At 41.7% G+C, this 22,855-nt stretch carries 20 protein-coding genes; 12 read left to right on the top strand and 8 right to left on the bottom strand.

Features of this window, described 5'->3' with window-relative positions:
- The first annotated feature begins 150 nt into the window (after nt 1–150).
- A complete protein-coding gene (locus tag V7L01_RS17345) occupies nt 151–498 on the top strand; it encodes a YbaB/EbfC family nucleoid-associated protein (RefSeq protein WP_273768304.1) in 348 nt (115 codons plus the stop codon).
- Between the two features lie 163 nt (nt 499–661).
- Nucleotides 662–1,147 (top strand): low molecular weight protein-tyrosine-phosphatase, encoded by a 486-nt coding sequence (locus tag V7L01_RS17340; RefSeq protein WP_335036999.1) that lies wholly within the window; start codon nt 662–664, stop codon nt 1,145–1,147.
- Nucleotides 1,148–1,221: 74 nt separating this feature from the next.
- Here V7L01_RS17340 and V7L01_RS17335 read toward each other — a convergent pair whose 3' ends face one another.
- The gene (locus V7L01_RS17335; protein WP_335036793.1) at nt 1,222–1,905 is read right to left on the bottom strand and encodes a response regulator transcription factor; all 684 of its coding nucleotides are present in this window, start codon (nt 1,903–1,905) and stop codon (nt 1,222–1,224) included.
- A gap of 635 nt (nt 1,906–2,540) precedes the next feature.
- Between V7L01_RS17335 and smpB the strand changes: the two genes are divergently transcribed.
- On the top strand, nt 2,541–3,008 hold the full coding sequence (gene smpB / locus V7L01_RS17330) for an SsrA-binding protein SmpB (protein WP_190893799.1): 468 nt from the start codon (nt 2,541–2,543) through the stop codon (nt 3,006–3,008).
- Between the two features lie 181 nt (nt 3,009–3,189).
- Entirely contained in the window at nt 3,190–3,471 is a 282-nt protein-coding gene (locus V7L01_RS17325) for a WGxxGxxG family protein (RefSeq protein WP_335036791.1), read from the top strand.
- A gap of 71 nt (nt 3,472–3,542) precedes the next feature.
- Here V7L01_RS17325 and V7L01_RS17320 read toward each other — a convergent pair whose 3' ends face one another.
- Together V7L01_RS17320 and V7L01_RS17315 are read right to left on the bottom strand one after the other, a co-directional pair.
- A complete protein-coding gene (locus V7L01_RS17320) occupies nt 3,543–4,961 on the bottom strand; it encodes an IctB family putative bicarbonate transporter (RefSeq protein ID WP_335036789.1) in 1,419 nt (472 codons plus the stop codon).
- A 277-nt stretch (nt 4,962–5,238) separates the two neighbouring features.
- Nucleotides 5,239–6,792 carry a GAF domain-containing sensor histidine kinase gene (locus tag V7L01_RS17315; RefSeq protein WP_335036997.1) on the bottom strand — a complete coding sequence of 518 codons (1,554 nt, stop codon included), beginning with the start codon at nt 6,790–6,792 and terminating at the stop codon, nt 5,239–5,241.
- Nucleotides 6,793–7,344: 552 nt separating this feature from the next.
- Between V7L01_RS17315 and V7L01_RS17310 the strand changes: the two genes are divergently transcribed.
- From V7L01_RS17310 to V7L01_RS17290, 5 genes are all read left to right on the top strand, one after another.
- Nucleotides 7,345–8,538 carry a DegT/DnrJ/EryC1/StrS family aminotransferase gene (locus V7L01_RS17310; protein ID WP_335036787.1) on the top strand — a complete coding sequence of 398 codons (1,194 nt, stop codon included), beginning with the start codon at nt 7,345–7,347 and terminating at the stop codon, nt 8,536–8,538.
- A 93-nt stretch (nt 8,539–8,631) separates the two neighbouring features.
- A complete protein-coding gene (gene crtB / locus V7L01_RS17305; RefSeq protein WP_335036785.1) occupies nt 8,632–9,534 on the top strand; it encodes a cyanoexosortase B in 903 nt (300 codons plus the stop codon).
- Nucleotides 9,535–9,658: 124 nt separating this feature from the next.
- Nucleotides 9,659–10,381: a cyanoexosortase B system-associated protein gene (locus V7L01_RS17300; RefSeq protein WP_335036783.1), complete on the top strand. Its 723-nt coding sequence runs from the start codon at nt 9,659–9,661 to the stop codon at nt 10,379–10,381.
- A 202-nt stretch (nt 10,382–10,583) separates the two neighbouring features.
- Nucleotides 10,584–11,945 carry a polysaccharide biosynthesis/export family protein gene (locus V7L01_RS17295; RefSeq protein WP_335036781.1) on the top strand — a complete coding sequence of 454 codons (1,362 nt, stop codon included), beginning with the start codon at nt 10,584–10,586 and terminating at the stop codon, nt 11,943–11,945.
- 383 nt (nt 11,946–12,328) lie between these two features.
- Nucleotides 12,329–14,503 carry a GumC family protein gene (locus V7L01_RS17290; protein ID WP_335036780.1) on the top strand — a complete coding sequence of 725 codons (2,175 nt, stop codon included), beginning with the start codon at nt 12,329–12,331 and terminating at the stop codon, nt 14,501–14,503.
- Between the two features lie 86 nt (nt 14,504–14,589).
- Here V7L01_RS17290 and V7L01_RS17285 read toward each other — a convergent pair whose 3' ends face one another.
- Complete coding sequence (locus tag V7L01_RS17285; RefSeq protein WP_335036778.1) at nt 14,590–15,273, bottom strand: rhomboid family intramembrane serine protease; 684 nt, start codon at nt 15,271–15,273, stop codon at nt 14,590–14,592.
- 127 nt (nt 15,274–15,400) lie between these two features.
- On the bottom strand, nt 15,401–16,120 hold the full coding sequence (locus tag V7L01_RS17280; RefSeq protein ID WP_335036776.1) for a rhomboid family intramembrane serine protease: 720 nt from the start codon (nt 16,118–16,120) through the stop codon (nt 15,401–15,403).
- 403 nt (nt 16,121–16,523) lie between these two features.
- Between V7L01_RS17280 and V7L01_RS17275 the strand changes: the two genes are divergently transcribed.
- The 3 genes from V7L01_RS17275 (at nt 16,524) to V7L01_RS17265 (ending at nt 20,571) form a co-directional block, all read left to right on the top strand.
- Nucleotides 16,524–18,737: a hypothetical protein gene (locus V7L01_RS17275; RefSeq protein WP_335036774.1), complete on the top strand. Its 2,214-nt coding sequence runs from the start codon at nt 16,524–16,526 to the stop codon at nt 18,735–18,737.
- Nucleotides 18,738–18,754: 17 nt separating this feature from the next.
- The gene (locus tag V7L01_RS17270) at nt 18,755–19,636 is read left to right on the top strand and encodes a TRAFAC clade GTPase domain-containing protein (protein WP_335036772.1); all 882 of its coding nucleotides are present in this window, start codon (nt 18,755–18,757) and stop codon (nt 19,634–19,636) included.
- A gap of 314 nt (nt 19,637–19,950) precedes the next feature.
- On the top strand, nt 19,951–20,571 hold the full coding sequence (locus V7L01_RS17265; RefSeq protein ID WP_335036770.1) for a tetratricopeptide repeat protein: 621 nt from the start codon (nt 19,951–19,953) through the stop codon (nt 20,569–20,571).
- A gap of 3 nt (nt 20,572–20,574) precedes the next feature.
- Here the strand turns inward: V7L01_RS17265 and V7L01_RS17260 are convergent, their stop codons facing one another.
- From V7L01_RS17260 to V7L01_RS17250, 3 genes are all read right to left on the bottom strand, one after another.
- Complete coding sequence (locus tag V7L01_RS17260; RefSeq protein WP_335036768.1) at nt 20,575–21,171, bottom strand: hypothetical protein; 597 nt, start codon at nt 21,169–21,171, stop codon at nt 20,575–20,577.
- A 323-nt stretch (nt 21,172–21,494) separates the two neighbouring features.
- The gene (locus tag V7L01_RS17255; protein ID WP_335036766.1) at nt 21,495–22,103 is read right to left on the bottom strand and encodes an AAA family ATPase; all 609 of its coding nucleotides are present in this window, start codon (nt 22,101–22,103) and stop codon (nt 21,495–21,497) included.
- 43 nt (nt 22,104–22,146) lie between these two features.
- Nucleotides 22,147–22,707 (bottom strand): Uma2 family endonuclease, encoded by a 561-nt coding sequence (locus V7L01_RS17250; RefSeq protein WP_335036764.1) that lies wholly within the window; start codon nt 22,705–22,707, stop codon nt 22,147–22,149.
- Nucleotides 22,708–22,855: the final 148 nt, after the last annotated feature.

The raw sequence follows: 22,855 nt of genomic DNA, 5'->3' as shown, positions 1-22,855 counted from the left end.
GGGACTGGGGAAGAAACTTAATGCCTTATTTCTTACTCCCTACTCCCCATACCACGATGCATTAATTATTGGTAAAAAAACAGGCAAATTACTTACCGCATCTATAATTGAATTTGATTTGTTATTCAACGCGCACGCGTACAAATAATTATGACAGGAAAAGGACAGGGATTCGGCTTTGGCTTAGGGAAAATGAAAGAACTAGCTGAAGCTTTTAAGAAAGCGCAGCAAGTTCAAGAAGGCGCAAAGCGACTCCAAGAAGAATTGGAGCAAATGGAGATTCAAGGAGAATCTGGCGGTGGTCTGGTGAAGGTAATTGTCAGTGGTAACCAAGAACCCAAACGGGTGGAAATTTCTCCAGATGCTTTAGCAGAAGGTGCAGAAGTGCTTTCCGATCTCGTGACAGTCGCAATGAAAGAAGCCTACACCAAATCTACTGCAACAATGCGGGAACGTATGGAAGAATTAACCAGTGGGTTGGAGTTACCTGGATTTTAGTCATTGGTCATTAGTCATTGGTTATTAGTCAAAGGACAAAGAGAGAAGTCTGAGCGCCGTCTGTCGGCGAGCAGAACTTCTCCGAAGGGAGAGGCTGTGCGTAGCTTGCTTCGATCTAGTAGTACGGTAACAAATGACTATTGACAAAGGACAAAAAATATCTATGCCTTACAAGTTGCTGTTTGTCTGCTTAGGTAACATCTGCCGATCGCCATCGGCAGAAAACATTATGAATCATCTACTTGAGCAGGCCAACTTGAGCGAACACATCCTCTGTGACTCTGCTGGTACATCTAGTTATCACAGTGGTAGCTCACCTGACAGACGCATGAGCGCTGCGGCGGCTACAAAGTTGGGAATTAAACTCCGTGGTCGAGCACGCCAGTTTCTAAAGTCAGACTTTCAAGACTTTGATTTAATTTTGGCGATGGATCGAGAAAATTATGAGAACATCCTCGCTCTCGATCGAACTAAGCAATATCAGCATAAAGTTCGTTTGATGTGCGAGTTTTGCTCTCGACACACCCTGAAGGAAGTTCCAGACCCATATTACGGTGGTCAAGAGGGATTTAATCAGGTTATTGATTTACTGATCGATGCCTGTGAAGGTCTGCTTACATACGTTAACAGCCAAAAAACAATAACCTAAAGTTATGAGTTATGAGTATGAGTTAGGAGTTACCTATTGACTTGTTAACTTTTCACTCCTAACTCCTCGCTTTTTTATTCCACCAGGCCATGCTTAATCGCAAAACGCACTAATTCCGCTCGGTTGCTGGTTGAAGTTTTTCTCAATAAACTACTAACGTACTTTTCCACTGTTCGAGGACTCAGGTGTAGCTGATGACCCATTTCGGCATTAGAAAGACCATGAGTCAATAACTCTAGGACTTCTTGTTCTCGATGAGTTAGGGATGAGTGCAGATGGGATTTATGAATTTGAGTGGACAGAGAATTATGAGCGTCCGCCGCTTTTGTTGAGGCGGAAATGCCCAAACTCTCTTTATGAGAAAAGCGGGACTCCGATTGAATAATTTGCGATCGCTCCAAAAGATTGCGAATTGCTGCTGCTAACTCTTCCAGTTCAAAAGGCTTGGGTAAGTATAAATCACACCCTGACTGGTAACCCAAAATTCTTTCCTGGGTCTTAGTACGTGCCGTTAATAAAATTACAGGCAATAAACGAAACACTGGTTGTTGACGCACCCGGCGCACCAGCTCATAGCCATTCATCCGTGGCATAACGATATCCGTGACAATCAAATCAGGATGATACTCATCCACCATAAACAAAGCCTCTTGACCGTCATTAGCCGCGATCACCGAGTAGCCAGACAGTTCAAGATAGTCGCTAACAGACAGACGAGTGCCCAAATCATCATCCACTACAAGGATCGTCAAGGGCATGGACAATACACCCCTAGCATTTTTTTTATCAGAAATTTGCTTCTACGCGCTTCATCAGGAACACAGACAAAAATAGTGTTCTTATGTTTCATACTATGACAGGATTAACAGCTAATGAATGCCTTCAGGGTTGATTTGTAAAGAAAATCTTAAATCCTTAGGAAGGTTAACGAACTTAAACTCACCTTTGACTCGCTGTGCTTGGGAGGCACAGGGAGCTTTGTAATTTGTAACAACTCATCAATCAGCCAGAGCAAATGCTCACTATAGTGTAAATTAATATTGACATAATTAATAATTTCCCAAAAGCTAAGTAATTATAAATATCTTTTGTCCTTTGTCATGAGTCCTTAGCCAATCACTAATGATTATTGGTGTCATACCAATTTTTTGTGAAATTGCACAAAATCAGGCTCGGCTAAACTTGGGGCAAAATCCCCAAAATTGGTAGCAACCTCACATGTAATCGGTATTAGGTAACTTAAAGTTATCAGAAAACTTTTAATTACGAACTTATAAAAGTTAAATTAGTGATATACAGTTCAGCATTTATAGCGGTTATGAGATACACCTTATAATTCACAAGCCAATCCAAATAATTTTTTAGGTACATTGTAAAGCACACAAAATTATCAATGAGCGACAAGAACGAAGGTTACAAAGTCATTAGTGACAACCGTCAAGCCCGTTATTTGTATGAAATTCTGGAAACTTACGAAGCGGGAATTGAATTGACAGGAACGGAGGTTAAGTCGATTCGTGCGGGTAAAGTCAATCTCCAAGATGGCTATGCTTTGCTTCGCAATGGCGAAGCATGGTTGATTAATGTGCATATCTCGCCTTATAACGCTAGTGGACAATATTTCAATCATGAACCACGGCGTACACGCAAGCTGCTGTTACATCGCAAAGAACTCCGCAAGCTAATTGGCACAGTAGAACAGCAGGGTTTAACTTTAATCCCTTTGAAAATGTATCTCAAGCGGGGCTGGGTAAAAGTGAGTATAGCCCTTGGCAAAGGTAAAAAGCTCCACGATAAGCGAGAAGACCTAAAACGACGCCAAGACCAGCGTGACATTCAACGGGCAATGAAAAACTATTGAGCCTCAGTGTCGCTAAACTACCACACCAGAGTGAGAAATGGATTGCTGGAAAAAGTATGTTGTATGTCCGCAGCGTGAGTTATGAAAATTCCTAGTTTATAGCCGCAGATTGATTTTCTTAAGGTTGGGAATCGATACAGTGGTGAGTAACTTCGGATGGCATAAGGAATTGTCACAATTTATGAAAAATAATTTCATTAAAGCTGTTAGTGCTGGCGTTCTCACCTTGAGTATGGGAGTTTTACCCTTAACTCTATCTGCACAAGCTCAGACGACAACTGACACCGGAGCCAATACTACTTCAGGAACGACCACTTCCGGCGATCGCAACAGTTTTGATTGGGGTTGGCTAGGATTAATTGGTCTAGCTGGTTTGGCTGGTTTGGCTGGTAAAAAGCGTGATAACGAACCAACTGCTTATCGCGACCCTAATGCTCCAGGGGCCACTACCTACAGGGACTAAATAATTCAAAATTCACTCATTTGTTCAGTTGTCAGTTGTTTAGTAGAAAAACAACTGACAACTTAATGATGTTAGTTTACTGTTGGTTCTGAGTTAGATGAATTTGTCTGGTTTTGAGCTAAAGGTGTCCAGTAACTGGCAATTAAGGCAACAATGAGCCACCAGAGAGTGTTGACTTCAGGACGATACCAGACAGTATCTACTGTGCCGTGAGCTAGCATACCCAACAAAATGGCGATCGCTCCAATTAACCAAAATCCCTCTACACTTCTGAATTTTCGCAATCGTCGCACTTGCAAAAATGCCGTATTAAATGTGACAATTATTAGCCAGAGAAAGCAGGCTAAACCAACAAAGCCAGTTTCTACAGTCACTTCAAACAAAATCGAATAGGCGCTCAAAGCAGTGTAACGAGGGCGTTGATAGAGGGGATAAACTTTATTAAAAGAGCCGTGACCGGGGCCAATGCCGAAAATTGGGCGATCGCGAATCATCTCAAAAACAGCATCCCACACATTTCGGCGAAAATTATTACTGCTATCTTGACGGTCGGCAAAAATACTAAACACCCGCAGACGGACTGGTTCTACAAATATAATTGCTACCAGCAATACCCCGATCAAGCCTCCCAAGACAATCGGTAGCGACCAAGTACGCCAAAAACGAGGCATTTCCACGCTTTTCCAATAAACTAGCAATGCCATCACAGCTAAAATTGCCACTACTAGCCCAATCCAACCGCCACGACTAAAAGTCAGGATCAGGCAGGCAATATTGACAATCAACATTGTTAATGCTAAAGCTTTTTTGATCCAGCCTTGCCACGCAAAAATTGCCACTAAACTAAAAATTACTGCTGGTAAGAGGTATCCAGCCAATAAGTTGGGATTGCCTAAATAACTGTAGACTCTTGTAGTCTTAGATAAAGGAGACTCTGGGTCAACCCAAGTTGCCAGTGCTGTGGCTCCAAAAAACCACTGCCGCAATCCATACACACTGACAATTAACGATATGTGCAGATAAAGGATGATAATCCAAGATCGGAGGCGAGGCGACCTCAGTACCCTGGCACAAAGGGCAAATAGTAATAAATACAAGGTCAACGTTCCCAAGTCGTTAAGTGCCGCCTTTTTCACTGGTGATAATGCTGTTGCTATTGCGGCAATTCCCCAGTAGAGCAATACCAGCAGGTGAATGGGAGTGACTGACGAGACATTTGCTGGTGTTACTTCATCAGATAAAGTCAACAACAGCCAAAATCCCACACAAGCCACCAGCAAGAAGCCCACCAATGTACTCGAAGCAAAAGGTGCAAGCGCATATACTAAGCTGAGTAAAGCCGCTGCGATCGCATCTCCCCACTGGAGTAAGACGCTGGTTTGCCGCCAAGAACTTAACAGTCCGACCAAAGAACGATGTACGTAACTGGTAGCAAGATATTCTTTGAGCGGTAAAGATGATAAAGTAAATCGTTGCCAGACTAAATTCATAAAAAACATTGCGATCGATTAGCCTGCCGACGCAGAACTTGGAATCGATCATAATGCCTATAGCTATAAAAAGGTAATAACAGAGATTGCACATCGTGCGATCGCGCTCTTATTCCCAGCCATTAGCCACTACTTTTATCAAAAACCACTTCAGCCAATACTAAGTTAAGATAGCCCTTCATGTACTTAGTACACAACAAATAGATGGAAAATACCTCTTTCCCAATCCTTACTCCCCAGTTGCCATACACTGTCACCTATTCTCTATAGATTGCGATCAGACATCATTAATTTCTTGTGAGGGAGTCGCCAGTTGCAGTGGCAAAGAAAGCACATAACGATATCCTGATTCTGGCGAACCTTGAATCAAAATTTGTCCGCTATGCAACTCTGCCAGTTGACAACTTAGCAATAGACCCAAGCTTTCACGAGAAAGACTTCCATGTGACTTAGCTAAATTTATACCTGAATTAGCAGCAAAGAATTTTGAGTGGGAATCATTCAAGTTTTTTGAATTATCCACTGTTACTGATAAAGTATGTGGTTGCTCTGGGCCTTCTGTATGAGTATTGTAAGTTGCTACCTCACCTGTAAGTTCTAGTAGGGACAATGAATTGAGACGGAAGTAGGGATCGACTTCAGTTATACCGTCCCCCAACCAGGGATGAGAAACCCAAATAGTAATGTTGAGAGTATCTTCTTTGTAAGAGACATGAATGCGAACAATGCTACCTGTCGCCGAAAGTTGAATCACACTGAAAACCAGGTGATAAAGGATTTGCCGCACCTTGTCTTTATCTAAAGGCAAAATACGATTGCGTCCTGGTTCTATAGAGAGGCGAATATCTTGATCGCGGCGATTAGCTACTTCTTCTAGGGTATTGATAGCTTGTTGACATAGCATTTCGATATCCACAGGAGCTACATTTAGCTCAGTAGAGTTGTCATCCATAGCTCCTAGTTCGGTAATTTCGTTTACTAAAGAAAGTAAGTACCGACCGCTGTGTTGGATAATCTCCAAATATTCTCTCTGCTTAGTCGTCAAAGGCCCATAAATCTCGCGTCCTAAAACACTAGCCATACCGAGTACAGAAGTTAAGGGCGTGCGTAACTCCTGAGTTAGCTGACCCAAAAGTTCCAGTTTCAGTTGCTTGGTAGAAACAGAGTCGCTATCTTTAGCGGGTGCGGTGATTTTAATCTCAGTCTTACGTTCGTCATTGAGTGAAAAGATAGGAGTGCTCTTGGGAGTGCTTGATTCGAGTCTCCCTTGGAGGAGTCGGTTGCGTTCAAATTCACTCATGCTCCAACGAGCTATGATTTGTAAAAATTCAATGTCTCGGGTTGTAAAATTGCGCGGCACTAAATCCATTACTGCCAATGCACCCAAACAATGTCCCTCAGCATCAATCAGTGGCGCTCCTAAGTAAGCACGAATACCATAATCCTGCACCAACTTGCTGCTAGCGATTACTGGATCTGTAATTTTATGCGTATCATTAATTACAAAAGCTTGAAAGCTCTCTACTACCTGAGTGCAAAAGGATTCCCGGCGTGACAGTTGGCGGCTTTGTGCTAAATGATTCATTAGTCCCAGCCTAGATAAGCCCACCGCTGACTTGAACCAGTGGCGTTCTTGATCCACAAATCCCAATATGGAAATTGGTGCTTCCAAAAAGTGGGCAGCAGTCTGTGTGGCTTCTTCAAAAACCGGAATCGTTTCTGGTTGCCGCAAACCTAAATCTGACAAAGCTTTGAGGCGTTGTTGTTCTCTTGATTCATGAGAATCCCAACCATCCTTTAGGGCAAATAATTTGTTTTCAGGCTCTACCATTGCCACTGCTACCTTAATAATTTCTCGATACTGTAATTGATACAAGTCCTATTTCTAGGTTATCAATTGCTATTTTTAAGCATTCCCTAATTTTGCCTCTGACAAACAAGTTTGGAGTAAAAATTTTTTACTCCTTCCATTAAGTCGTTAACGCAGTCTTTACCAGTTACTAGTTACTGGTGCTGATTATGCTCTGTTTAGAACTGGTGTAGTCTCTTTTACTTGAGATTTTGCAATCAGACTGCGTTAGATTTAGATTCAGTCAGGGTAACCTAATGCTAAGGATACAATACCAAAAGTCTGTCATTTTTTATGTACAGAAGGGAAAATTCCTATTGCAATATTTAGCGTAAAATTACCTATAAAAAAATATATATGTAATTTTTATAGCCAGTTTCACTGATAAAAGCTAGCACTGATGGCTGACAATCTTAGCTAGTTTATATAACTCTTCATCCGACAGATTGAACCTATTACAATTTCACACTGAAAATTGTGCAGGCTCTTCTATTTTTTCCATCCGAGGAAATCTCTTTATGAGGACAACTGGTAATGAATAAAATGACTGTTAGAGTTCCTTTTGTAGACCTGAAGTTACAACACGAGCCAATTCAAACACAATTGCAAGATGCAATCCAATCTGTATTGGAACAGGGAGATTTTATTTTAGGGCAAGCGCTCTCAGATTTTGAAGCAGCATTTGCAGCGGTGTCTGGGGCAGAACATGGCGTTGGTGTTGCATCAGGAACAGATGCGATCGCTCTCGGATTGCAAGCGTGTAATATTGGTGCTGGCGACGAAGTAATTTTACCAGCAAACACTTTTGTAGCGACATTGATTGGGGTGCTACGCGCTGGTGCCAAGCCAATTTTGGTAGATTGCGATCGCCAAACAGCTTTAATTGACTTAAGAGAAGCAGCAAAGGCAATTACGCCTCATACCAAAGCAATTATTCCTGTACATCTCTATGGGCAGATGGTATCACCACGCGAGTTATTGAACTTTGCCGATACCTACAAACTACTAATTTTTGAAGATGCGGCACAAGCACACCTCGCCCAAAGAGACGGATATCACGCTGGTTCAGTAGGAATAGCCGCAGCTTTTAGTTTCTATCCCAGCAAAAATTTGGGAGCATTTGGGGATGGAGGAATGTTACTGACACGAGATTCAGATGTAGCCCAGAAGATGAGGCGCTTGCGAAATTATGGTGCATCGCAAAAGTATTTTCATACTGAACCAGGTACAAATAGCCGCTTGGATACTTTACAAGCAGCAATCTTGCATCGAAAACTACCATATTTGCCACAGTGGAATCGCGATCGCCTGACTATTGCCCAGCAGTATGATAATGAACTAGCACCCTTGGCAACTGCTGGTATTATCCCTATGGAAAACCAAAGTGGTACAGGACATGTGTATCATCTTTATGTCATTAAAATTGATGATTCTTGCCCAATAGAACGCCAGCAACTCCAGGACAAACTCACAGCGGCGGGAATTCAAACAGGCATTCACTACCCAATTCCTTGTCATCTCCAGCCAGCATTCACCAACTTAGGCTATCAACCTGGAGATTTTCCTTCTTCAGAAAAACTGTCAAAGCAAATATTATCATTACCGATGTATCCTGGTTTGAGTAGCAGCCAAGTTAAAGAAGTTGTAGCAGCGATCGCTCATGCAGTCTCAACAATTTCTCAGGCAGATGAACTCTCTCCTGCTAACCTTAACAGCGTGGTAGCCTGAAGTGAATTCATACCTAATCACATTTTTTTGTTAAGACTGTCATTTATTCTTTTCTAATGACAATGACCTAAGTTTTTTGAATTACTGAAAATCATGGTACTCCGGCAACAGGTTAAAAACATAAACGCGTCAGGCTTGTTAAATCTAGCCATTTTAGGCGTTTTGCTGCTGCTTTATGCTCCTATATTGCTACACTGGTTCGATGGTTGGCTACACAAAAATATTAGTACCGAACACGAATATTTCAGCCACGGAATTATTGGTCTACCATTTGCTGCTTATCTGAGCTGGTTGAACCGGAAAAAGTGGAGACGTTTGCCAGATACCATCCATCCTTTGGGTGCTGTTCTCTTGTTATTAGGGGCAGTTTTTTATCTAAGCGGTGTTACAGAATGGGTCAACCTTTCCTTGCCCGTTATATTGGTAGGATTATGCTTGTGGTTTAAGGGAATATCAGGTTTGCGATTGCAAGGATTCCCCCTACTACTAGTATTTTTGGCAACCCCAACAGCATTACCCTATCTTATTGCTCCCTATACCTTGCCTCTCCAAAGCTTCATCGCTGGCGCAGCAGGCTTCATCTTGAATCAATTTGGGATGGAAGTAACCGTGGATGAGATAAATCTCTACGTGGGAGGACGGATTGTAGAAGTTGCCCCCTATTGTGCGGGGTTAAAAATGCTGTTTACTACTTTCTACGTCGGCTTGATGCTGCTTTATTGGACAGATTCTTTGTCTTCACGTCGTACAACTATATCGTTTTTATCTCTTGCTGCGATCGTTAGTACTTGTGCCAACATTATTCGTAATACTTTACTGACTTTCTTTCACGGCACAGGTCAAGAAGCGGCTTTTAAATGGCTGCATGAGGGTTGGGGTGGTGACGTATACTCTGCTTGTATGTTGGTGTCATTAGTACCTTTACTGAATTGGATTAATAGCTATTTCTCTGCATCTCCAGAAACTGAGCAAGAAGGAGAAAGCATTGGTCAATAAGTTCTTCTTCCCCACTTCCCAAATCCTTAATTTTTCGTTGCTGATGCGTAAGTCCTAAATATTACTGAACTCACCGTGTGATTTTATGAAGTAAAATTTTTTCTAAGTATTATAAATTTTACTGATGATTTCCTTCTCCAAGTTTTTCAAGGAAAACCAATTGAGTCAGGTAGTAGCACTTTTGTTATTGCTACTGCTGCTGGTGATAGGAGGGGTTCCCGGATACCTCACAGGACACTGGCAATGGAAACACCCGCCAGCTGTTACTACCCTCAACGAGTTAAAACAGATTCGCAAGACTGGATTAGCCCTTCCTGGTTGGCGAATTATTGAACAAGCAGAACAGCAAATTGGCGAACATAAATGGTCTTTGCAGGTAATTAAAAAAGAAGGTTCGCAATCCCAGGCAATCCTGCTTTTGCTACCGCAAAATGGGCCTATGGATCAACCAGAGGTAGAGTGGACAGACGTTAACGGCTGGGGAAGGTCGCGCTGGGGAAAGTGGGATATAGCTCAATATCGTTCTGCTGAATTTCCTGTGAAACCGCCTACAAAGTTGACATCTAATGTCGAAACTAAAGTAGAAGCTAGGTTCTTTCGCGCCGTCACACCACAGCAAACCTTCGCTGTCTTGCAATGGTACGCTATGCCACACGATGGAAATCCATCACCTTTACACTGGTTCTTGGCGGATCAATTGGCACAGTGGCATAAGCAACGCACTCCTTGGGTAGGTGTGAGTATTATGATTCCAATGGAGCCTTTGGGGCAGGTAGAAACATCTTGGCCTTTAGCCCAGTCTATCGGAGAAACAGTGCAATCTGTATTGATGGCAGGCCCTTTGTAGAGTCTGTTATAGATACCTTTGTACAGAAATTCATCAACAGTATGACTATAAATTGCGTATATGAAGTTAGAAATTAAATTTAGCAAAATTCTTCTCCTTTGTCTTGGTAGATTCTTGCAGGAGAAAAAGACATCCACGACATTTTTAGAGTAAAATAACCACTCGGCGCGACTAATTCCTATTATCAGTATTCTCTGCACCGATGTTCATAGTTCCTAGTTCTTATATGCGTGGATTCAGCGCCCTGTGTTTTGTCAGCCTTCAAGTAGGAGTTTTCTTAATAACACCTATCCAACTTGTTGTTGCCCAGCCTTTTCCATTTCAAGGACAATCACCAAGGCAACCCCCCTCGCCTGTACCAGGTACTGAGGTTGTACCTCCATCTGCAAATGACGAAATTTCTCCCCAACTCAGCCGCTATCTCTTGGGGCCAGGAGATATAATTGGCGTTGTCCTTCAGCGTCCTCCTGGCCCATACCGCTTAGGAATAGGAGATGGAATTAGCGTTTCGGTTCAGCGCTTTCCAGATTTGAGTTTTCAAGCTTTAATCAACCCAGAAGGTAATATTGTGGTGCCGTTACTGGGAACGGTGTCATTACAAGGTTTAACCTTGGAAGAAGCTCAAGCAAAAATTCGCTTGGGTTTAAATCGTTATGTGGTCGATCCGGTAATAGTTTTAGCCCTAGCAACGCAGCGTCAAGACTTAAGTTTTCAGGCTGTAATTAGTCCAGAAGGCAACATCGTAGTGCCGCAAGTGGGAACAGTGTCATTACAAGGTTTAACCTTGGAAGAAGCTCAAGAAAAAATTCGCTTGGGTTTGAGTCGCGTTTTACCAGATCCAATCGTAGTAGTATCCTTGGCAGGAACGCGACCAGTTCAAGTTACTATTAGCGGGGAAATATTTCGACCAGGAATTTATCCGATTAATTCAACAACACCCCGCGTTGCTGATGCTTTGTCAATATCTGGTGGTTCAACCTTAAATGCAGACCTGCGACAAGTGCAAGTACGCCGGAAGTTAATCGATGGTTCTGTGATTTCACAAACTATTGACTTATATGCCGCACTGCAAAATGGCGGTTCAATCCCTAATTTACGCTTACAAGACGGAGATGCGATACTCGTGCCTCGTCGTGAAATCGGAAATAATGACGATTATGACCGCAATTTGGTAGCACGTTCATCTTTGGCTACACCACAGATTAGAGTCCGGGTTTTAAACTACGCGGCAGGAGGTATTTCCACTCAAGCCTTGCCTAATGGCAGTACATTTGTAGATGCTTTGGGAGGAGTAAATCTCGACACAGCTAACCTCCGAGATATCGCTCTGGTTCGGTTCGATCCCGAACAAGGTAAAGCTGTTACCCAAAAACTTGATGCTAAAAAAGCTCTAGGGGGTGATGTATCTCAAAATGTGGCGCTTCAAGATAATGATGTTATTGTCGTTGGTCGGAACCTCATTGGTAGAATTACTAATTTACTAACTACGATTACCCAACCTTTCTTCAATGTTCAATCCTTTCTGCGGTTTTTTGACACCTTCGGTGGCGGTGGATCGAATTAGTGACTCTAAAAGAAGGATACAATCTGGAAATAGTTGGGAGTGGAAGAAGCCACATCTCCAGCTTATCTTTGAATTCATTAATGGAAAAATCTTAAAGATATCAACCGATATATATAGTAGGAAGTTGATAGCGTTCTTATCTCAAAGTCACTATCTTTAGTTTGGTGCTTCCTAATTTTGAATTTTGTTAGCGCGGCGTAAAGCCTTCTCTACGAGAGGCAACGCCAACGGCATAAGCTTTTCTTCTCCTTCGGAGACGCTAACGCGAACGAGAGGCTGCGCCAACGCTGAGAGCGAGTCCGCGTACTCCTACGGAGAAGCAAGCTTGGCGCAGCGTCTTGTAGAGAGCGTCATTTTAAATTTTGAATTGGATCGAAGCAACCATGACCCCACCAATTGTTAAGCGCTATCTTATTGCTTTTGATAAGTACAAGTGGATTGGACTAGCTAGTTTGGCTTTAGTTGTAGCAGGGTCAACTGTGGTGGCTATGCAACCAGAGCCACCTACTAGCTATATAACATCTGCCGCACTTACCTATAGTGGCCCACCAGTTTCTTTCTCTACAACTGGTAGTGAAATCCAACAGCAAGGAAAGGAACTGAATGAGGAAGTTTTACTATCAAACCAAATAATTGCAGCAGTGGCAGAAAAAGTCGGTGTAAAACCGAAAAGTCTCGGTGCCAATGTCGTACTTTCTGTCCCTAAAAAAAACGCTAGGACTGGAGAATTGGAATCTAGTATTTTGGAATTGAAATATGTAGATACCGATCCCAAACGAGGTATACAGGTCTTGGCGGAATTGATGCAAGCAATGATCAAGTTGAGCAGTGATATCAATACTGGGCGATTACAAGCAATTATTCAAAAGATTAACGATCGCACACCACAAGCGAAACGAGAACTACAAATTGCTGAAAAGAAGTTGGAACAGTACGATCGCATAGAGCGAACGGCAATATTAGCAGCAGAAAATGGCAGCTTGTTAAGCGCCATTACTTCCAGCCAAAATCTACAACGGCAAATTCAATTAACTATTTCTGGGGTTGATGGTCAAGTTCGCAGTTTACAAAATAAGTTAGGCTTAACAGTCGCACAGGCTTATATTTCTTCTGCTTTGAGTGCCGATCCAATTATTGGGAACTTGCGAGCGCAAATTTATCAAAGTGAGTCGCAAATCGCCGTACTCAGAAAAGATTTGCGACCGGAACATCCAACGATGGTTCAGTTGTACCGTCAGAAACAAGCTGCTGAGGAATTGCTGCAACAACGTGCTGCTGAGGTATTAGGTGGTGATGGTACGGCGGCTCCGCTTCAGGGTAGTGTTGCAGGTATTCGCACTCAAAGCAGCTTAGATCCAACCCGCCAGCAATTGGCAAACCAAATGGTGTCTTTGCAAACCCAACGGGAGACTCTGCAACAACAACTAACTCAAGAGATCCAACAAGAAGCGCGACTACGACGAGAGTATTCTCTGATACCCAATAAGCAATTAGAGCGATCGCGTTTAGAACAGGAGGTTGGACTCAAAAAAGCCATCTACGATCAAATGCAGGTGAAGCTAACGGATGCTAAAACCGCAGAAGCAGAAACTACCAGCAGCCTCAGCATTGCTAGACGGCCTACAGTTGCTGTTGACCTCAAACCTCCGAAGAGTGTGCCTATTACCCTTGCAGTGGGTGGTTTCTTAGGTGTAGTGATTGGTGGCGGGGTGATATTCTTGTTGGGAGCGCTGGAAAGCACTTTCAAAACCAGGGAAGATATCCGCGAAAGCCTCAAGCAACGGGAAGTGGCACTGTTGGGAGAATTGCCTTTAATGCCAGTTGATGATTTGGATAAAGATGCAGTGCCGGTGTTACTTTCCCAGGATTCTCCTTATTTAGAATTTTATGAGAAATTCCGCAGTAATTTGCGCCGGATTGGTGGTAATACCTTAAAGGTGGTTTTGGTTACTAGCACCAGTAGCCAAGAGGGGAAAACGGCAAGTGCATATAACTTGGGTATAGCTTCAGCTCGTGCTGGTAAAAGAACCTTGATTATCGAAACAGATTTGCGATCGCCTACCCTTTGTACATCCCTAAAAGTAATTCCTGACCCCGACGCCACTATTGAACCCCTGCGTTATTACGCTAACTTAAGTGAATGTATTCGTTTAGTTCCTGATGTAGAAAATTTATACATTATTCCCAGCCCCGGGCCTGTGCGGCAATCAGCTGCTATTCTTGAATCTAGCGAAATGCGGCGGCTGATCGAGGATGTCCGCGAACGTTTTGATTTAGTAATTTTAGATACTAGTCCTCTCAGTATATCCAATGACCCTTTGTTAATCCAACCCTACAGCGATGGGATCGTACTAGTGGCGCGACCACACTATACAGAAGAGAATATGCTAGGTGAGGCTATCGATCAATTGGTTGAATCGGAACTGGGGTTATTGGGAGCAATTATCAATGGTGCTGATATCATCGTTACTGTACCCGAACAAGTTGCACAATCATCAACATTTACATCTGAGGTCAAAGAATCTGAAGAAGTTTCAGCGAGTGCTAGCAAAAACTAATAATTTCTCAAATATTGCAAAGGTAGATGGCGAATTGGTAATTGTTTTTCCGAGGTTGCTCAGTGAAAATTTTAATTTTGAATTGCTTAGTCGCGCCTAAACAACCCAAATAGGGGAGCAAGAATTATCCCAAAAGCAAAACCACCAATGTGCGCCCAGTAGGCAACTCCACCAGTTTCCACGCTCATGTTAGCGGCTGTTTGCAGGCTAGCAAGACCGGAAATTACATTTTGCACAATAAAAAGTCCAATTATTACTAGTGCTGGCACTCTGATTGTGGTGATGAAAAACCCCAAAAATACTAAAGTCATGACTCTAGCTTGGGGAAAGCGGATAATGTAAGCACCTAGAACACCAGAAATTGCACCACTTGCTCCCAAGGAAGGAATCTCAGAATTCATGCCAATAAACCATTGAGACAAGGCAGCTAAAGCACCACACGCTAAATAAAAAATCAGATATTTGACATGACCCAATCGATCTTCAATATTGTTGCCAAAAATCCAGAGAAACACCATATTCGAGATTAAGTGCCACCAACCACCGTGTAAAAATTGCGATGTAAATAACGTTATCCACTCTCCACTCCAATTGGTGGTTAACTGTTGAGGTATTACTGCATACTGACTTAAAAACTGATTCAATTGTACATTTGACGATGCATTTAACAGCCTCACCTCGTGAAGAAAAACTAAAATATTCATGCCAATTAACCCGTAGGTGAAATACGGGGTAGCTCGCGTCGGATTTTCATCGTAGAGGGGAAACACAAATGTTTTTCCTAATTTATTCACTAACTGCAATATAGCTTGTAAGGCTAGCAGTTGCGAAGTTTAGGCAATTTAACCTAGCTAAATCAAACAGTATAATTGAGGGGCACTACGACAAAAGGTAAAATTATTTATACAAAAATTCTTCCTGGGATTTATCGCTAAATAAACCCAACAGCGGGCCGAGAATTGCCCCAAAGATAAACCCGCCTGCATGGGCCCAGTAGGCAATACCGCCGCCTTCCATACCAATGTTGGTAGGTGTTTCGAGACTAGCAAGTCCGTAGAAGGCTTGTTCGAGAAACCAGAACCCCAAAAAGAAATATGCCGGGACGCGGAAAGTCGGAAAGAAAATCCCTAAAGGTATAACGCCAAGAACTTCGGCATTGGGAAAGCGGAGAATGTACGCACCCATAACACCTGCGATCGCACCACTTGCACCCAAAGAAGGAATGCTAGAATCTTGAGCGAAGAACCACTGAGTCAAAGATGCCAAAATACCGCAAGATAAATAAAACAGTAAATATTTGGCATGACCTAACTTATCTTCAACGTTGTTGCCAAAAATCCAGAGAAACAACATATTGCCAGCTAAATGCAAGAAACCGCCGTGCAAAAATTGTGAAGTAATCAAAGTTGCCCACTCTGGTACTGGTTGATGTACAGAGATACCAGCAAAGCTTAAAGTCAGTTCTCGTGGAACTACAGCTGCAAGGTGTAAAAATCCATTTAATGCTTGGGGAGGAAGATTTGCTTCATAAAGAAAAGCAAGGACGTTGACAGCAATCAGCCCATAAGTTACGTAAGGCGTAATTTTTGTCGGATTATTATCTCTAATGGGAACCACGAGCGTTTTTTCCTGATTTTAAGACAGCAATTTTAGAATACGGAATTTTGTAAGTAGTTTCTTCTACCTGGTGGATGGCTTTCGCTTTTAGATTTGAGACTTAGAGGTGATTAACGCTTGGCTAAGATCGGGCATTGCATTGTTTAGCCTTTCTACTTTTAGATTGTTATAGGACTTACGCAAAAACCCTCTCAAACTCTAATTACTCCGTGACCTGTGCGTCCTCTGTGGTTGGTTTTCCGTTACCTTTGCGTAAGTCCTATGTTAATTCACTACTTATGCTTGGGAATACTAGCAACGGGGATATAAAAAGTCACTTTTGTTCAGTAATTTATATGTATATAATGTGGCTCTCCTCTAACCTGTAGCTAGACCCTAAACCATAGATTTAACAAGCTGCCACATGTACGCAACTATCAATAGGACTCAAAGAATTGCCAGCATTATTGAAAAGCGCCGTCCGCTTGCTGAGAAAATTCAAGGTGTAGAGGCGAATCTGCGATCGCTTTCCTCAGCACTACATTATCTGGAAGACCATCGCAATCAATTGCTGACAACAGTCGATGACCAAAATATCTGTGAAAGTTTGCAGAAAATTGATTTTACAGCGATTCAGATAAGCATCGCTAATGAACTCATTGCGTTGGGGAAACTTCAGATTCGGTTTTGTCGTGATACCCTGAACATTGGGGTAGTTGGACGGGCACGCCAAGGAAAGAGCCGACTACTACAAAGTTTAACTGGTCTAACTGCTGCTGAAATTCCAGATGGAGACAGGCAGCATTGCACGGGGGTTCGTAGTACAATCCAGCACAATCTCCGTGTTGATACTTATGGCGAAGTTTGGTTCTACTCTGAGCAATCATTTTTAGACGAGGTAATTAGTCCGTATTACGAAAAGCTGTATTTGGGTGCAAAACCGATAACAATCACAGAATTTGCCAGTAACCCACTACTGCCTTTACCTAATAATATTTCTGGATACGCTGAACCGAGAGCAATGTACGAACATCTGACGAGGTATCATAAAAATCTAGACAAGTATCGCCATCTGCTACGTGAACCTTCACCTCGTCGGATTTCTAAGGATGAAATTCGGGAATATGTAGCTCAAGATACTTCTGATGGTCAACGGGTATTTTTCAACTATCTGGCGGTGCGGGAAGTCAAAATTGTTTGTCACTTTCCTAACGCTGATGTCGGAAAGATTGCATTAGTTGATATGCCTGGTTTAGGCGATACGGGTGTTGGTGATGAAGACCGAATGATGAGAACTTTGGGGCAAGATATTGATGCAGCGTTATTTGTACGGATGCCAAAATCATCTGGCGACCACTGGGGTGATGTAGATGTCCGCCTGTATGACACATCTCGTGCAGCATTGGTTGACTTACCTCTTGAGTTATGGTCTTTCATGGTACTCAATCAAACTGATGCTAACTACCTTAAAAATGGCGACAACTCTAACAATTGCCAAGACTTAGCAGGAGACATCGCCAGACAACACATTAATGTTTGTGAGTGTTTAACAGTTAATTGTGCTAACTCGGAAGAGGCTAACAAGCTTCTAGATCAAGTTCTTGACTATCTAGCAAGAAAAATTACTGATTTAGATCAAAAATATGCATTCTCTTGTCAACAGAGATTGATGGAACTCCAAAGCGAAGTTAATAGTGAATTAGAGAAAGCTAATAAAGCTCTAGGTAAATTAACAGATAGCGATCCAGGGAATACTTTGTTTGAAATGAAATTCAAGGAGTTTTGGGGGGGGTTGAAAAACGAGCTTGAGAAATTACTAAAAGAACTGAGACAGAAACGGGAAGCCGAAGATACCAACTTTAAACAGCAAGTAGAAGCAACTCTGGAAACTTGTCGAAATGATACAGAAATTCCCACAATTGAAGAAATTGAAAAGCGAAATAATCAGGACGGGGGTTACGGAATAGCCTACGGAAATTATTTGAATGAGATTCGCGCCCACCTCTCGAAACATTTTTTATCGTTAGACGAAGGTTTGAAGCGATCGCTAGATCAGGTTAAGTCTCAAGTGGCAGAAGTATTGATTGAAAAAGCGAGTTTAGGTGGATTAACAGAAGCTAGAGGAGTCGAATTTATCAAAGCAATTGCAGAGCAATTGCCTGAACAATTGATATCAGGAAAAGCGAGTGAATTAAAGTTTGGCTTCCAGATGTTGGCTGATTTTGAACTATCTTATCGAGGATTAATACAACACCGCATTCGGCAACATCTTGATGGACTCACCCCCAACGAGGCTGTAACTTTGCAACTTGCGACTCCTCCCAATGCCCAGCAAGTGCTGCTTAATCTCAAAACAGCCCATACTGAAGCTATATACAAGTGTGAAAAACCTTTAGAGGATTTGCTGTGTGAACCTAGTCAAGCTGCTTTTGCAATTGTAGAGGAATTTCTAGATCGCATCTTGCGTGTAGCAGACTTGGATATTGAGTGGCGGATATTTTTAAGACAAGTGCGATCACAAGTTTGGGATGAGTTTAAAATATTAGCCGAACAGACTCGAATACAAGGCAAATGGATTAATGCTATCGAGCAAGTAACAGTAGCTAATAATTTAAAATTGATCCAATTTTTGAATTAACAAAATTAGGAATTCGGATGACACAAGAAATTAACATTGCCATACTGGGAGCAAGAGGTGTTGGCAAGACAAGTCTTTTAACAGCTATCTATGAGCAGTTTCCCGATACAATTGGTAAGACAAATCTGCAACTAACACCTGATTTGGAAAGCTCTGCGCTTCTACAAGAAAATTTAGGAAAGCTAAAAAGTCTTCTAGACGATTTTGAAGCTAAAGGCGGAATTGAAAACACTGAAAAAGAGAGAAGTTTTATCTTTGATTTAGGAAAGAAGGGTGCTAAACCTTCTGTCAGGCTAAAATTTACAGATTTTCCAGGGGGTTATCTCAATAGTCAAGCTACTGCTAATAATCACAAATTCGTAAATGATTTGCTCCAAAAAACATCTGTGGTTTTGATTACTATTGACACACCAGCATTGATGGAAAGAGATAGCAAATGGCATGAAGCAACTAATCGACCCCAACAGGTAGCTGATCTGTTTGCAAGGGTATATACAGATATCAAATCACCAAAGCTTGTTATCTTTGTACCTGTCAGATGTGAAAGCTACTTGAAAGATGCAAAATCTGCCAATATTCTAATTAATAATGTTAAGGAGAAATATGCACGATTACTAAACTTGTTCAGTTCTGCGCCTTTACTTCCGTGGGTAGTGAGTGTGGTTACGCCTGTACAAACTGTCGGTAATGTGGTTTTCTCTACTGTAAAAGAGATTGAGGGTCAGCCACACTTTTATTTTCACAAGACTAGCCATTGGATAGTACAAGATAGAGAAATAAAAAATATAAAATTTACAAATGAAAGGTTAGAAAAGCAAAAACAGGAAACGGACAAGAAGATACAGGAAACAGACAAGAAGATTGAAGAATTATATTACAGCACCAAAGCCAAGAAATAGATAAGAAAATTCACAATTTAGGGGCACTCATAAAAGAAAAACATTCTCTAAAATTTACTATAAAACCGTTTTGGTGAATTGCAAAAGTAAAAATCTGACTAATGCTGTTTTACAGATTCCTCCTGATATCCACTTATCAACAGGTTATGCGATCGCTATTTCCACAGCTTCACTACACCTAATGTGCATTTAAAATGCAAAGTCTACTTTTTTACTTTATCTTGCAAATGCCCAATGCGATCGCCTTTTATCGTAATGTAGGCGATCGCAACCCCTAAACTATTCACCGCATCTTATTCCAATTCAACAAACTCATGTTTTTTTCAAATTCTCTGGAAAATCAACTCCAGCGCTGGAACGAAACCATTCGCAATCAGCCGAAAAATCCCAATGCTTACATTCGCCGAGGCATGATTAACTTTCAACTAGCCAAGATTGATGAATCTATTCAAGATTTTGATATGGCAGAGCAATTAGATGCCCGTATCAAACCTTACCTCTGGCAACGGGGATTATCGTATTATTATGCAGAAAGATTTGCTGAAGGCGCTGAACAATTTGAAATAGATTTGACAGTGAATGCTCAAGATGTAGAAGAAACAGTATGGCGATATCTCTGCATAGCTCGTTCGTTAGGTGTTGAAGAGGCGCGAACTTCTTTACTAACTGTGAAAAATGACCCTCGACGTATTATGCAGCGCGTATATGATTTGTATGCGGGTAATTGTACACCAGATGATGTTTTAATTGTTGGTCAATCAGAAGGGATAAAGGGAAATTTTTACAGTCATCTTTACTTGGGATTATATTACGAAGTTGAGAATAATGTTGATTTGGCTCAGGAATATATAGTTAAAGCTGTTGATAATTACAAAATTGATGATTATATGTGGTATTTAGCGCAGGTACATAAAAAATTACGAGGGTGGATATAGTCTTTATAGTGACAGATATGGCACTCTTCGACGAATCTTTGCTATACCATGCACAATTCCTAAGACTGCACCGATGTAAAGTCCAATATGGATTCCCCAAACCAACATAAAATTGGAAACTTCTGCTGGCTGAACAACTGGCGTAATCCGATCTGCAAAAAAGGGAAATTGAAAATAATAAAATATGAATCCTGCAATCTGAGCAACTACAATTGCCCAAGTAATTGGATACCGTGCCATTTTAAGTAATTGACGATAAGACAAAGGTAACTTTCGTCTCTGATTAACCAATAAAAATATGCCGTAACTTAAAAAACCAGCAAAAAACCCTGCCTGAAATCCAACTTCACTGACTTCCCAGCGAAAATTAGAACCATAAGGAACATTTTTGAAGTAATAAAAGTAAGCGGGTGAGAGAGTACAGGTAATCTGATCGTTAACGATACCAAACCCAGCACCGATTAAACCGGACACGATTAAAAACGAGTATTCCTGAAGTTTTGTTGGTTTTGTTGGATTACGCCAGTAGTCTATCGCTACAACCAAACCCATCAGCAAAAACAAAATCAGCAGTCGGTATTGATATGGAATACTTTGCATAAGACAACTGGTTTAATCCAAAATTAGCCTTTCAGGAAGTGTAACTATTTACACTTTAGAATTTTCACCATTCTATGCGAATCATCTGTGGAGATGGCATGAAATTCAAAAATTGACTATCTATCATGTCAATTTTCGGTGGCTGCGGTTTCAAACTACACTTGTCGGTACAAATGGGCAATGTCTACGACGGGCTACGCCTACGCACGCACGCTGTGTAAAAATATCTATTCAGCAGTTTGTTGATCGTCTTTGAGCGACAGAACGGCGTTCCTGCATCGTTTTCATCGACTTGTTTGACTGCGATCGCTATAATTGACTAACTAGAAGCGAATATGTCCTACCTGCACAATTATCCGTTTCAGAGGACGTAAGATTGGATGCCAAGTTGGAGGTTTAAGATCAAGACCTACATAATTAGCAATTTCCTCTGCAACAGCCTCAATTGCTTTACCCTGCGTGTTGAGATGAACTGAAAATCTCTCATCAGATAAGGACTTTATGCAACGATCGAGTTGAGCCGCGCCCCAAGAGTTGCTTCCATCACCACGCCGACGCAACCGACGCAAAACCGTGTTGCGAGAAGCAAGTAGGGTAAAATGATGCACCGGAAATCCCTCTTTACGCAACATTCCTACGGTTTGATCGTAGTAAAGCGGATTAACTACGGTCATTGGAACGATAATTTCTCCTGCAAAGTTTTCTGCAACATACCGTAAACTTTGGTAAGTGAACTCACGCCACACCGGATAATCTTGGAAGTCTCTATGCATTGATGGCGGTACAACTTTACGAAGCGCAAAGCCAATTTGTTCAGGGTCGAACACAAAACTACCAGGAATTCGACTATGTAGCTCGAAGGCAGTTTGGGTTTTACCAACCCCAAAGGCTCCATTCAACCAAACGATCGTGCGTGACAGTGGCTTTCTCACATCGACTACAACCTAGCATTAATTCCATATTGATGATCGCCTCTCAGATTTTTCGCAACAATTCCCGAATAGCGATCGCACAATCACCAAAGGCTAAAGGTGAAATTGTCACATCCTCTGCAAGTATGCTCTCACTGTGATATCCGTCTGGACTGGGGAGACGATACATATACAACTTGCGCCCATTTACATCTAAAATCCAGTACTCAATAATACCTGACTTCGCATAAGCGATCGCTTTTACTTCTCGATCGTATTTAAGACTGGAATCAGCTATTTCAATCAGTAAAAACACTTCGGAAGCATTGGGATGGTGATCCTCATAATCTAATGGATTCAGCTTCACCACTGAAATATCTGGTTCTGGTTCCGAATAATCATCAAGTTGCACTGGTGACTGGATTCTTAATAAAACTTTGTCACCCAAACGTTGACGTAATAACCTTTCTGTGCGGGTAATTGCTGATTCGTGAGCAGTACCTTTTGCTGACATTCTGATAATTTGTCCCGCGATTAATTCTAAGCGTTCTTCAGGATGAAAAATCCCCGTTTCCGCCATTTTGTGATATTCGTGAACACTAATTAGGCGAATATTGGTGAGCATAAGATTCACGTTAACGTCCTAACATTTTATCCCGCAGATGTTTAATGCGATCGCGTATATAGGAATCATATTTGATTTCTGAAAAAAACTAAGAGATAATACTGAGGCATATATATGTCTAAGAACGAACAATGATAAACCAGCATCT

It is taken from the genome of Nostoc sp. (assembly GCF_036917095.1).
GTDB lineage: Bacteria > Cyanobacteriota > Cyanobacteriia > Cyanobacteriales > Nostocaceae > Nostoc.
This window is presented reverse-complemented; position numbering and strand designations above follow the sequence as displayed.